The 13,943-nt window shown below is 33.1% G+C and carries 11 protein-coding genes; 6 read left to right on the top strand and 5 right to left on the bottom strand.

Annotation, left to right across the window (positions count from 1 at the left end):
- Positions 1-3,470 (bottom strand): PKD domain-containing protein (locus BXY80_RS12135; RefSeq protein ID WP_120202320.1); only part of this gene is annotated, 3,470 nt, incomplete at its 3' end.
- Positions 3,471-3,493: 23 nt separating this feature from the next.
- Positions 3,494-3,967 carry a hypothetical protein gene (locus BXY80_RS12140; RefSeq protein ID WP_120202322.1) on the bottom strand — a complete coding sequence of 158 codons (474 nt, stop codon included), beginning with the start codon at positions 3,965-3,967 and terminating at the stop codon, positions 3,494-3,496.
- A gap of 232 nt (positions 3,968-4,199) precedes the next feature.
- Between BXY80_RS12140 and folE the strand changes: the two genes are divergently transcribed.
- The 6 genes from folE (at position 4,200) to BXY80_RS12170 (ending at position 8,923) form a co-directional block, all read left to right on the top strand.
- Positions 4,200-4,877, top strand: coding sequence for a GTP cyclohydrolase I FolE (gene folE, locus BXY80_RS12145; protein WP_120202323.1), 678 nt, complete (start codon positions 4,200-4,202; stop codon positions 4,875-4,877).
- Positions 4,878-4,959: 82 nt separating this feature from the next.
- Positions 4,960-5,322, top strand: coding sequence for a four helix bundle protein (locus tag BXY80_RS12150; RefSeq protein ID WP_120202325.1), 363 nt, complete (start codon positions 4,960-4,962; stop codon positions 5,320-5,322).
- Between the two features lie 34 nt (positions 5,323-5,356).
- On the top strand, positions 5,357-6,838 hold the full coding sequence (cysS, locus tag BXY80_RS12155) for a cysteine--tRNA ligase (protein WP_120202327.1): 1,482 nt from the start codon (positions 5,357-5,359) through the stop codon (positions 6,836-6,838).
- An 83-nt stretch (positions 6,839-6,921) separates the two neighbouring features.
- Positions 6,922-7,158 (top strand): membrane protein insertion efficiency factor YidD, encoded by a 237-nt coding sequence (gene yidD, locus BXY80_RS12160; RefSeq protein WP_120202329.1) that lies wholly within the window; start codon positions 6,922-6,924, stop codon positions 7,156-7,158.
- 426 nt (positions 7,159-7,584) lie between these two features.
- Positions 7,585-8,409 carry a prolipoprotein diacylglyceryl transferase gene (gene lgt / locus BXY80_RS12165; RefSeq protein WP_120202331.1) on the top strand — a complete coding sequence of 275 codons (825 nt, stop codon included), beginning with the start codon at positions 7,585-7,587 and terminating at the stop codon, positions 8,407-8,409.
- 7 nt (positions 8,410-8,416) lie between these two features.
- Complete coding sequence (locus tag BXY80_RS12170; protein ID WP_120202333.1) at positions 8,417-8,923, top strand: DUF192 domain-containing protein; 507 nt, start codon at positions 8,417-8,419, stop codon at positions 8,921-8,923.
- Between the two features lie 83 nt (positions 8,924-9,006).
- On the opposite strand, the gene secDF is transcribed toward BXY80_RS12170, so the two are convergent.
- The 3 genes from secDF to mdh form a co-directional block, all read right to left on the bottom strand.
- On the bottom strand, positions 9,007-12,006 hold the full coding sequence (secDF, locus tag BXY80_RS12175; protein ID WP_120202335.1) for a protein translocase subunit SecDF: 3,000 nt from the start codon (positions 12,004-12,006) through the stop codon (positions 9,007-9,009).
- Positions 12,007-12,178: 172 nt separating this feature from the next.
- Positions 12,179-12,805: a hypothetical protein gene (locus tag BXY80_RS12180; RefSeq protein WP_147376135.1), complete on the bottom strand. Its 627-nt coding sequence runs from the start codon at positions 12,803-12,805 to the stop codon at positions 12,179-12,181.
- A 146-nt stretch (positions 12,806-12,951) separates the two neighbouring features.
- Positions 12,952-13,878 (bottom strand): malate dehydrogenase, encoded by a 927-nt coding sequence (gene mdh, locus BXY80_RS12185; RefSeq protein ID WP_120202339.1) that lies wholly within the window; start codon positions 13,876-13,878, stop codon positions 12,952-12,954.
- Between the last annotated feature and the right edge of the window lie 65 nt (positions 13,879-13,943).

The raw sequence follows: 13,943 nt of genomic DNA on the forward strand, positions 1-13,943 counted from the left end.
TGAGTTAAATAATAACTCACTGAATAATCCGGATTGTTCCCCGTTATCTCTAAATTCTTTAACGTTAAATCTATACTCGTCAACCCATCTGGTACTCCATCATCACATACCTCTAATGCGGTTGGTGGGATTGCAATTACTGCTGGATGAACAGTTACAGACTGCATACTTGTTGAAGGACAAGCTCCATTAGTTGTATATTCTAAAGTATATACTGCATCAGAAGTTCCACCTGTAATTACTCCTGTAAGTGGGTTAACAGCAGCGGTATCACCAGGTAATGGATTAAATGCAAAAGTACCTCCTGAAAGACCAGTAACTGTTGAAATTCCTCCATCACAAGTTGGTGCTATTGTAAACGAAGCATCATCAGCAAGAAAAACATTAAAAGTTTCAGTACTTACTTCGGAACATACACCTGGAGTTGTATATTCTATTGTATAACTAGCACCTGAAGTGCCTCCAGTAACAGTTCCTGTAATTGGATTTATAGCAGCATCCGTTGGGACAGGGTTTAAAGCAAATGTTCCGCCTAAAGTCCCTGTAATATTAACTGTAGCTCCATCACATGTTGGTGTAACTGTAAATGATGCATCATCAGCAGCAGAAACAGTAACATTTTGAGTTGAATTTTCTGAACAAGACCCCAAAGTTGTATAAACAACTGTATATGTTACTCCTGATGTACCTCCAATTATAGTACCTGTGCTAGCATCTATAGTAACTGGTAATCCTGGATCTGGGTTTAATGTAAAAACTCCTCCAGTATCTCCAGTAATTGTTGCTAAACCTCCATCACATGTTGAAGTCATTGTAAAACTAGCATCTTCAGCTGGTAAAACTGTAACATTTTGAGTAGTTGTTGAAGGACAAATTCCTACTGTAGTATACTCAACTGTATATGTAGCACTTGGTGTTGCTCCAGTAATAGTTCCTGTCAACGGATTAATAACCGCTGTATCTAAAGGTATTGGGTTAAAAACAAATGTCCCTCCAATTACACCAGTAATGTTAGCTGTTGCGCCATCACAAGTTGGCGTTAATGTAAATGATGAATCATCTTCTGGTAAAACAGTTAATGTTTGAGTTGAAGTTGCTGGGCACGTTCCAGGAACTGTATACTCAATAGTATATGAAGCTCCTGAAGTTGCTCCAGTAACTGTACCTGTTGTTGAATTAATAACTGCTGTATCTGTTGGAATTGGATTAAAAGCAAAAGTTCCACCAACATCTCCTGTAATAGTAGCTGTTCCACCATCACATGTGGCAGTCATAGTAAACGATGCATCATTAGCTGGATTAACAATTAAATTAAAAAGCGGTGTAACTGACACATTATTACAAGCTGAATCACCAATAACTTGTACACGTACAAATATTGGTTGCGGACTACCTACATTATTATAAGGGCTTGTTAAAGCACCAACATTCATGTCTGCATCATTAAACGATGTATGATATGTTACTATAAAAGTAGTATCAGACTGTGCACCAAGAATAGTTGCAGATTGCGACTCTAAGTTAAAAGGTTCTGTTCCATCATTAGATGAATCATCACAAACAACCATATCTCCAACAGGATTAATTGTTGGTTGAGACGTAATATTTAATGTAAATGTTTCAGACTCATAACATCCCGATGTTAAGTATTCTACTCTCACATAAATTATTTGACCATCAGTTCCTGTATAATTATCAGGATTTGGAATTGGATTGACATCTCCATCTGCATCTGCTTGAGTTTCATGATAGGTTACATTTAAATCTCCAGCATTTGGTGATGGCGTTAAAATAATTGGTGTGTTTTCTGTTAAATCAAAAATATATGGTGGTGCACCAGGATTACATAAAAACAAATCACTTGGTGTATCGTTTATAATTTCTGGTAAAACTTCTACATCAACATCATATGTATATTCACAACCAAAATCGTCTGTTACTCTATACGTATACGTATGTGTTCCAGCAGTAGGTGGTGCGACAGTAATTGTATTACCTGTAGTATTTGTTATTGTCGCATCTGTATCCCATGCTTCAGATGTAATGGTTGGTGTAAATGATAATTCTGGTGGCTGTAAAGCTGGGTCAAACTCTATTCCCCAAGAAAAAACATGTCCATTATCAGCAGAGATATTATCTACGATTCTAATCGTCCAATTCCCATTTAAAGGCGACCCTAAAAGACCACTTAACGGGTTAAGTGAACTATATGTTCCCGCAGGCACAAAACTATCTGTATAAGTTCCAGGTCCATCGCCATTAGTAAATGTTCCTCCGTTTTGTATTCCTCCAACTAAAGTAGGGTTTCCTGTATTGGGTTCAAAACAATAATCATAACCAACTCCCGGAGTTGTATTATTACTTTGCCCATCTACGGTTCCAGTAGCCCATGGTTCACCCAAATTAGCTGAACCACTTCCTTGTTGGTCATGTATTCTTACAACTTGTCCATTAGGAGAAATTATTTCAATATCTAAATCCCCTAAATAAGAATGCTCCATATTAATACAAATATTGACTAATTGACCTATATTATCTAATGTTTGCGAAGAATCATAACAATCTACAGTGATAGACGTTTCATAAACAGCACCACTCCCATCTGGCAAAAACGTAATACCACTTACAGGAGGTGTACAATCATTTAAAAACTCAACAGGGTTAACAACACCATCTATTGTTGTAGTATCACCAAAACATAATGTAGGGTTAGCAGCCTGTGTTCCAGTAAAATCAGGTTCTGTTGCTACTTGTATCACTTGATTTATAAGATTATTATTTGTACATCCCAAAGGGTCTGTACCTGTATTAGTATCTCTTATATTTAGATTTACAATATAAACACCAGGAGTAGCATAAGAAAACGTAGCTGTTTGTCCTGTTATTGTATTACCATCTCCTAAGTCCCACTCATAGGTTGCTCCTGTACCATCTAAAGAAAACACGCCGCTACCTGTAAGTGTAACATCCTCGTTAGGGCAAACCCAAATATAGCCATCTCCATTAGGAGCAGGCGTAGCAGTATCTATTTGAGAGTTTATGGTTTGGCATGGCAAAAAACAAGAAATAGTTGCAGCCCATCCAGAAAACGTTCCAGAAGCATCAGAAGTAAACTCAACTGTTATACAACCAGATCCGTTATCTGACGTTGCTCTTACAGAAGGTGGTAACGTATTACCATCAAAAGTTCCAAAAGCTGGTGCTGCTGTACTATCTCCATTATAAATAGTCATTGAATCTGCTCCAGCTTGGATATTAAAATCAGTAAAATCTAGCTGCGAAAGTTCTCCTGGATTTTCAGGACAAATAGTAAACACTAGACTTTCACCACTAGAGTAATTTGCAAATTCTCCTCCAGAATCGTATAGTACACCAGAACATTGCGTTGCTGTTCCATTTTGCATTAAGATGTCTTGTGCAAATGTTACTGCAGAAGACATTAAAAAAAATATAAGTATAGCTTTTTTCATCGTTAAAGTTTGATGTTATTATTTTATAACTGTTGTGTTTTTATTATAATAAAATAGTTTGTGTTATCAGCACGATACATATGAGGCCCTCCAGAGAAAAATTTAAACATATATTTAAGAGGATTAAAATTTCTAGGATTAAAAGAAGCATCTCTTTTTAAGTCTTTAACATAATTATCAAATAATGGTACTTGGGATAATAATGTACATTGCTTTTGATTCTTAGAATCTGAAACTAATTTAATTTCTATTCTGTTTCTTAATAGATGTTTAATATCTTTTAAACGTTGTGGTTTACTTAAAACATTATTTTGTAACTGGTTTCCATAAACCTCTTTAAGCATTTTCATTTCATTAGATGTTAAAGGCGCTTTAACATTATCTGGATAATTTATGACTTTTGCAAGTTGGCTGTTGCTTATTGATTGTGTATAACCTTGACTTATAGCCAATAAAGCAAACACAAAGACTAAAGGGAGAAATAATTTTTTATTCATAGCGTTTTTACTCGATTTTAAAGACGTGAAAATTAAGAAAATTTTAATAAATAAACTGTTAATCTAACAACAGAATTAAACTGTCTATCTATTTTATAGATATAACATTTTAAGTTAAAAAACTCCTACCTATGTCTTTGACTTTTTTTAATTGCTTATCTTTGCATTTGATTAAAGCCAAATACTTTTAAAGTATAATTTAAAGAGATTTCCGCTTTGACGGAAAATAAGTATGAAAATAGAAAAAGATATAAAAGATTTTGAATCTTTAGGAGATAACCACATAGGAACATCGGCAGAAACTCCTATGCGAAATGATGCCTTTAAGCTTAGCAATGATGAGAAAATTGACATTATTAAAGATGATGTACGTCATATTATGGAGACTTTAGGTTTAGATTTAAGTGACGACAGCCTTAAAGGAACGCCAAACAGAGTTGCAAAAATGTTTGTTAAAGAAATATTTGGTGGCTTAAATCCAAAGAAAAAACCAAGTGCTTCTACCTTTGACAATAAGTACAAATATGGCGAAATGCTTGTTGAAAAAAACATAACAGTTTACTCAACATGTGAGCATCATTTATTACCGATAGTAGGAAAAGCCCATGTTGCTTATATCTCTAACGGAACAGTTGTTGGTCTTTCTAAAATGAATCGCATTGTAGATTATTATGCTAAACGTCCTCAAGTACAAGAGCGTTTAACGATTCAAATAGTAAAAGAACTACAAGAAGTTTTAAACACTAAAGATGTTGCTTGTGTTATTGACGCAAAACATTTATGTGTTAACTCAAGAGGTATTAGAGATGTAGATAGTAGCACTGTTACTTCAGAGTTTGGAGGAAAATTTAAAGAAAAAGAAACTAAACGAGAATTTTTAGACTACATTAAATTAGATACAACGTTTTAAAATGTTAGATGTGTAGTTGTTTAGTTGTAAAGCCGTATTAAACAATCAGCATTACAACTAAACAAATCAACAACAAACCATTATGCATTTATATTCATTTGAAAAATTGGAAGTTTGGGAAGAAGCGAAGAAATTAGCTATTAATGTTTACAAAATAACAAGAGAATTTCCCAATGAGGAAAAATATGGTCTTAAATCGCAAATGAGAAGATGTTCAATTTCTATACCTTCAAATATTGCTGAAGGTACAGCTAGATTAACTAATAAAGACAAGGCTCATTTTATGACTGTAGCATATAGTTCTGCTATAGAACTGCTAAATCAAACAATTATTTCAAAAGAATTAAATTTTATTTCCGAAAAAAACTATAAAAATATTAGATTAGAAGTTGAATCTATTACTAATAAAATAAATTCATTACGTAATTATTTTTTAAAACCTTAACAGCAGACAAATTAACAACTAACACTATTAGCCCATGCATTTGTACCAAGAGCAAAAGATTCAAATTTATAATACGCTTAGCGGAAAAAAAGAAGCTTTTAAACCCATTGTAGATGGCTATGTTGGTATGTATGTTTGCGGACCTACAGTATATAGCAATGTGCATTTAGGAAACGTAAGAACTTTTATGTCTTTCGATATGGTGTTTCGTTATTTAAAGCATTTAGGCTACAAAGTACGTTACGTAAGAAATATTACAGATGCAGGACACTTAGAAAACGATGCCGATGCTGGTGAAGATAAAATTACTAAAAAAGCACGTTTAGAAGCTATAGAACCTATGGAAGTAGTGCAACGTTATACTGTAGATTTTCATAACATTTTAAACACACTTAATTTTCTTCCTCCTAGTATTGAGCCAACGGCTACTGGACATATTATCGAACAAATTGAATTAATCAAAAAAATTATAGATAATGGTTTTGCTTATGTCGTAAATGGGTCAGTCTATTTTGATGTACATAAATTTAATGAAACCAATGATTACGGAATTTTAAGTAAGCGTAAGCTTGAAGATTTAATACACAATACAAGAACTCTTGATGGACAGAGTGATAAAAAGAATCCACAAGATTTTGCGCTTTGGAAAAAAGCAGAACCTCAACATATTATGCGCTGGCCATCACCTTGGAGTGACGGATTTCCTGGTTGGCATCTAGAGTGTACAGCTATGAGCACAAAATATTTAGGCGATAATTTTGATATTCATGGTGGTGGAATGGACTTGAAGTTCCCACATCACGAATGTGAAATTGCGCAAAGCGAAGCTGCAATCGGGCAAGCACCTGTAAACTATTGGATGCATGCGAATATGCTAAACCTTAATGGTCAACGCATGTCAAAATCAACAGGAAACACAGTAAATCCTGACGAATTACTTTCAGGAAATAATGCATTTTTTAGTAAAGCATATGCACCAAGTGTTATTCGTTTTTTTAATGCACAATCATCTTACAGAAGTATTTTAGACCTTACAGACGATGGTTTATTAGCTAGTGAAAAAGGGTTTTACAGATTAATGGATGCCATTAATTTGTTAGACGATTTAAAACCAGAAAGCTCATCAACATTTAATGTTACCGACTGGAAACAAAAATGTTATGATGCAATGAATGATGATTTTAATTCACCAATATTAATTGCACATCTTTTTGAGGCCGCAAAACAAGTCAACCAAATTAAAGATGGTAAAGCATCATTAACTTCTGAAGATTTAGAACTACTCAAAAACACAATGAATGCATTTACATTTGATGTTTTAGGTTTAGTTAATGTTTTAAAAGCAGATACTGGCACAGATAAACTTTCTGGAGCTGTTGAATTATTAATACAATTACGTCAAGATGCAAGAGCCAATAAAGACTTCGCTTTATCAGATAAGATTCGTGATGATTTAGCTTCAGCTGGCATACAATTAAACGATGGTAAAGATGGCACAACATTTACCACCAACTAGTTTATCATGTCATTCTGCAGCAGATGCGGAATTCACTTATAAAACTTTAAAATAGATTCCTGCTTTCGCAGGAATAATAAACATTGAAAAAAATACTTACATACCCTTTTTTGTTTTTAATTAAAGTATATCAAACTTTAATCTCACCATTAACGCCTGCTAGTTGTAGATTTCAACCAACATGTTCTCATTATACTAAAGAAGCATTAGAAAAACATGGGTTATTAAAAGGCGGACAATTAGCAATACGACGTATTTTTAGTTGTCATCCTTGGGGACGAAGTGGATATGACCCTGTTCCAAAAAAGGATGACAACTAAAAATTTGCCAGCGCGATAACTCGCATGTCGCTAAAAATGTACACTGTACATTTTCTTTTTCGCTTCATCGCCTTGGGGACGAAGTGGATATGACCCTGTTCCAAAAAAGGATGACAACTAAAAATTTGCCAGCGCGATAACTCGCATGTCGCTAAAAATGTACACTGTACATTTTCTTTTTCGCTTCATCGCCTTGGGGACGAAGTGGATATGACCCTGTTCCAAAAAAGGATGACAACTAAAAATTTGCCAGCGCGATAACTCGCATGTCGCTAAAAATGTACACTGTACATTTTCTTTTTCGCTTCATCGCCTTGGGGACGAAGTGGATATGACCCTGTTCCAGAAAAGGAAGATTAAAACTATCTTAAGATGCTTATTTAATTTGAGCATAAACAGTATATTTACCCAACAAAATAAATACCTATGCATGCATTAGAAATTGTTTGGAATCCTTCAAAAGGAATTGACCTTGGTTTTTTCACAATTCACTATTATAGTTTAATGTGGATTGTTGCCTTTTTATTAGGTTTTCAAATCATGAAACGCATTTATAAAAATGAAAATCAAACCGACGAATCTTTAGATTCTTTATTTATCTATTCTGTTATTGGTATTATGCTTGGCGCAAGATTAGGTCACGTTATATTTTACCAGTCAGAATTAATTACTCAAGATTTCTTTAGTATTTTTCTTCCGTTTCGATTTAATCCAGAGTTTGAATTTACCGGATTTCAAGGTCTTGCCAGTCATGGCGCAGCTATAGGTATGATTCTCTCAATGTACTTATACAATAAAAAAGTACTTAAAAAAAGTGTGATTTGGATTTTAGATCGTGTTGTCATTCCTGTTGCTCTTGGTGCCATTTTTGTTAGAATAGGAAACTTTATAAACTCTGAAATTATAGGAAAACCTACAGGTTCAGATTTTGGTGTTGTGTTTTCAAAATTAGGGGAAGATTTTGCAAGACATCCTGCTCAACTTTATGAAGCTACATGTTATGTTTTTGTGTTTTTAATTCTATTCTTTATTTACTGGAAAACAAAAAAGAGAGAACAACAAGGCTTTTTATTTGGCTTGTTTTTAGTTTTACTTTGGACCGTTCGTTTCTTTGTAGAGTTTGTAAAAGAAGCTCAAAATATTGAACGAGCAGAATGGTCTTTAAACACAGGTCAACTATTAAGTATTCCGTTTATACTTATAGGCTTGTATTTTATGTTTGTGTACAAACCAAAACACAAATTAAGTTAACCATAAAATGAAAAACATAACACTTAAAGTTATTGCCTTATCAATAACTAGTTTATGTTTTGCAAGCATTACATCTTGTAAAAAAGACAAGAAGGATTCAACTGTAAAACCTGTTGTAATTGTATTTAAAAAAGAAGGCTCGCTTCTGTTAAAAAAAGCAGCTACAGGTTCTATAATTTCAACTTTAGATATTGAAATTGCTGATGATGCATACCAAACTCAAACTGGGTTAATGTATCGTGATAGCATGAAAGATAATCAAGGTATGTTATTTATATTTCCAAATTCTGATTATAGAAGCTTTTATATGAAAAACACTAGAATACCTTTAGATATCATATACATTGATGAGGCATTAACCATTGTAAGTATTCAAAAAGATGCCAAACCTTTTAATGAAACTTCTTTACCATCTGAAGCTCCTGCAAAATATGTATTAGAAGTCAATGCTGGGCTAGCTGACCTATGGCGTTTAGGAAAAGGTGATGTGATAGAATTCTCAAAGAACAACTAACAAAAAAGTTAACTAATACACTTAAAAAACAAAAAGCCATTTCTATTTCGAAATGGCTTTTTGTTTTCAATAAAGAATGGTTTTTAGTCTTCAGTTTCCTCTTTTGGAGGCGCAATCCCTTTATTCTTTAATGTATCATACATAATTGGAGTTGCAATAAATACAGATGAATATGTACCAACTACCACACCAACAATTAATGCAAATAATAAGCCTCTTAATGAATCAGCACCAAAAATAAACATTGCTAAAAGCACCACTAAAGTTGTTAATGACGTATTTAATGTTCTACTTAATGTACTATTGATTGCCGAGTTAATATTTACACCACCTTTAAATCCTGCACGTTCTGCAAGTACTTCTCTAATTCTATCAAATACAACCACGGTATCATTTAACGAGTAACCAATTACAGTTAATATAGCCGCAATAAATGCTTGATCAATCTCCATACTAAATGGCATAAACTTGTATGTTAATGAGAATACACCTAATACAATAATAACATCATGGAAAACCGCTGCAACTGCGCCAGTTGAGAATTGCCATCTTTTAAAACGTATTAAGATATATAAGAATACTACAACTAAAGATCCTAAAATTGCCCAGAATGATGATTGTTTAATATCATCGGCAATTGTTGGACTTACTTTACTTGAGAGCATTTTACCAATCTTAGCATCACCAGAACCATCAACAAAAGCTTCGTAAGTCATTCCTGCTGGTAAGTAAGATTTTAAACCTTCAAATAACATAGTTTGAACTTCTTCATCTGCTTCTGCTGAGTTTTCGTCAACTTTATATTTTGTAGATATTTTTAATTGATTTGCATTACCAATAGTTTTGGCTTCTGCGCTTCCAAACACAGCTGTTAAGTCTTTAGTAATATCTTCTGGACTAACGGCTTTATCAAAACGCACTTGATATGTTCTTCCTCCAACAAAATCAATACCTTGATCTAATTTATTAGTAAATAAAGAAATTAAACTCACTACAACTAAAGCAGCAGAAACTACATAAGCAACTTTACGTTTACTAATAAAGTTAATTTTCATATTCTTAAATAAGCCTTTAGTAAGTGATGTTGAGAAATCTAATTTATTTCCTTTATTAACATACCAATCTACCAATAATCTTGTAATAAAGATTGCAGTAAATAGTGATGTTAAAATACCTATTAATAAGGTTGTAGCAAATCCTTTAATTGGTCCTGTACCAAATACAAATAATATAATTGCAGTTAAACCTGTTGTAATATTTGCATCTAAAATAGAAGATAATGCATTTGCAAAACCATCTTTTACAGCTTCTTTTTGCGATTTGCCTTTTCCTAATTCTTCTCTAATACGCTCAAAAATAAGAACGTTGGCATCTACCGACATGCCTATTGTTAACACAATACCAGCAAGGCCAGGAAGTGTTAGTACAGCACCTAAACCAGATAAAACTCCAAATATTAATAAGATGTTTAATAATAACGCTATATCTGCAAAGATACCACCTTTACCATAGTAGAGAATCATCCAAATTAATACTAATGCTAATGCAATTAAAAATGATTTTGTACCACTTTCTATTGCTTCTTGACCTAATGAAGGTCCAATTTCATCTGCTTGAACAATATCTGCAGAAGCTGGTAATTTACCTGCTCTTAAAACGTTAGCTAAATCGGTAGCTTCGTTAACAGTAAATGTTCCAGAAATTTCTGAATTTCCTCCTGCAATTGGTCCTGATGTAACTCCAGGTGCAGAGTATACAATATCATCTAGTACAATAGCAATCTGACTTTGCTGCGTATATGCTTTTCCAGTCATCGCTTCCCAAATCTTAGCACCTTTTCCGTTCATTTGCATGCTAACAGATGGTTCACTTCTTTGGTTATATGATTGTCTTGCATCTGTAATTACAGCACCACTTAATTGTGGTTCGTTATCTCTGTTTCCTACAAGCGCATAAACATCAACTAATTCAGTTCCTAATTGGTCATTTGCTACTGGCAAACCAAAAGCAAACTTTGTATAACGTAACTCTACTGGTAAATTAGCAATTACTTGAGGCATTTTTAAATATGATGCCATCTTATCTTTATCTTCAACTTTAATAGCAAATAAAGCTGAAGGACTATTTTGACCAACTATTAAATCGAATAAAGGATTTACTTGAGTTGGTTGAATAGAGTCTGTTGATGTTTCTCCTAGAAGGTCATCAATAGTACTATTATCTGAATCTGTAGCAGAAGAATCTGCAGCTTCTACAACTTCATTCACTACTTCTTCTATACCAAGAACATCTTTTAAGGTTTCGTTAGTTTTCAAGAAGAAGTCTCCTAATTCTTGTCCTTTTTGAACATCCCAAAACTCTAATTGTGCAGTACTCTGTAATAATTTTTTAATACGTTCTACATCTTTAGCTCCTGGTAATTCTACCAAGATACGTCCTGAGTTTCCTAACCTTTGAATGTTTGGAGATGTTACACCAAACTTATCAATACGCTTACGTAATACCTCGAAAGCAGATACGATAGACTCATCAACTTTTTTCTCAATTTCTGTTTTAACAGCATCATCAGACATTGAAATATCAATAACATCATCTAAAGTTCTGTTTGCAAAAATATCTGGAGAGGCTAATTTTTGATCACCTTTTATAGCATCAAACGCTCTATAAAAAGACTCTAAGTAAGATTCTTGTGCATCTTTTTGGAGTTCTTCAGCATCAGCTAATGCTTTATTAAATAATGGGTCTTTAGTATTATTTGCTAATCCTGCTAAAATATCTTTAACAGAGATTTCTAAAATAACATTAATACCACCTTTAAGGTCAAGACCAAGGTTCATTGCTTTTTGTTTTACTTCATCGTAAGTAAACTTTGCAACACCTATATTATAAACCTCTTTATTAGAAATAGAATCTAGGTAACGAATTTCATCTATTTTTTGTTCGTCAACATTTTGAAATTTACTAATAGCAATCTCTTTTGCTGTATCTTCAACTTGGTTGGCTTTGAATGTAAATGATAATTGATAAATACTTACCAATCCAAATAACACCGCAAACAACTTTACTAATCCTTTGTTTTGCATTACTTTATTTTTTAGTCAAATTTTTAAAAACGAGCAAATATAGAATTTACCGTAAGATTTGACAATTATTTTTTATGATTATATATGTGATTTTTTATAGCTGGATAGCTATATATTACTTTCAAAAAAACAACATATATGTATCTCTGAAAGTACTTTATAATAAGTTAGTTTAGCTAAGAACTGGTCCAGCTCTAACCTCTGGAATCTTATATGAAGTATTATCTATTGCTATTGCAATATCTCTACGTAACTTGTAGGCTACTTTTATTATGCTTTCGTCTTCCTTATCATCTGTCTCTTTAATAGACATAAATGTATTAGGATTGAAAAATCTATCGTTTCCTGTTTTTGACTCTAAGGCAAGTTTTCCTGATAAACCTGAAGCAATATCAGACCCATTATGAATTTCAAATACATCAAGATTATAAGAAACCGATTTGTTTTCTGAAGGAATTTTAGCTGGACTTTCTTCCTGATGCTTAGTAGCATCATCAAATGCCAAGGTTTTATCTTTAGAAAATATCTTTTTTATACTAGAAATATCAGCATCACTATAGTAGGTAATTTTTAATTGCCCTTGTTCTAAATCTAGTATTTGAATATTATCAACTCCAATAGCTTCTAATTGCTCTTTAACTATTGTAATTGTATTTTGAGCTTCGTTTGATGTAACCTCATCATCATTAAACTGAAGTACTATTTCCTGATTAGGGACAGATGTTTGCTGTTGACTAGCAATTCCTCCTAATAAGGCAAGTATAATGATTAAAGTACTAAAGTACCATTTCGAGTTCATGCGCCAAATATAGAAAAAAAATAAAGACTGCATTTCTACAGTCTTTATTTTAATATTTATATCAAAATCGTTGAGTTTACTGTTTTTTCAAGAATAACGATTTTATTCGAAACATCGAGACTATATCTCAATAAATTCTTTTTAAATTATAGCTCTAATAAACCATTGGTTTTTTTAACGCCTTCTGCACTTTCTTGCATGTGAGCTTTTTCAGCATCGCTTAATTTAATATCAACAATACTTTCAATTCCGTTACGACCTAAAACAACTGGTACTCCAATACATAAGTCGTTTAAACCATATTCTCCATCTAATAACGTTGAGCAAGGGAATATTTTCTTTTGGTCACAAGCAATGGCTTGCACTAATCCGCTTACAGCTGCTCCTGGAGCATACCAAGCAGAAGTGCCTAATAATTTTGTAAGCGTAGCTCCACCAACTTTAGTATCTTCTTTAACTTGATTTAATCTATCATCTGAGATAAATTGTGATACTGGAACAGAGTTTCTTGTTGCCAAACGTGTTAAAGGCACCATTCCTTTATCGCTATGTCCACCAATTACCATTCCGTCTACATCACTAATTGGAGCTCCTAAAGCTTCAGCTAATCTATATTTAAAACGAGCAGAATCTAAAGCGCCTCCCATACCAATAACTCTGTTTTTTGGTAGGCCAGTTGTTTTATGAACTAAATAGGTCATTGTATCCATAGGATTACTAACAACTATTATAATTGTGTTTGGAGAGTGTTCTATTAAACTAGACGATACCATTTTTACAATACCTGCATTAATACCAATTAACTCTTCACGAGTCATTCCTGGCTTACGAGGAATACCTGAAGTAATCACACAAATATCACTATCTGCTGTTTTTGAATAATCGTTAGTTGTTCCTGTAATTTTAGTATCAAAACCGTTTAATGAAGCTGTTTGCATTAAATCCATTGCTTTACCTTCGGCAAAACCTTCTTTAATATCTAAGATAACGACTTCTGAAGCAAAATCTTTAATTGCAATATACTCAGCGCAACTTGCACCTACTGCTCCTGCTCCAACTACTGTTACTTTCATAATATTTATAATTTTATGTGTTGTTTTTAAGACCGCAAAATTACGAATTAATATGCTTTTAATAA

Source organism: Ichthyenterobacterium magnum (genome assembly GCF_003610635.1).
GTDB classification, from domain to species: Bacteria; Bacteroidota; Bacteroidia; order Flavobacteriales; family Flavobacteriaceae; genus Ichthyenterobacterium; species Ichthyenterobacterium magnum.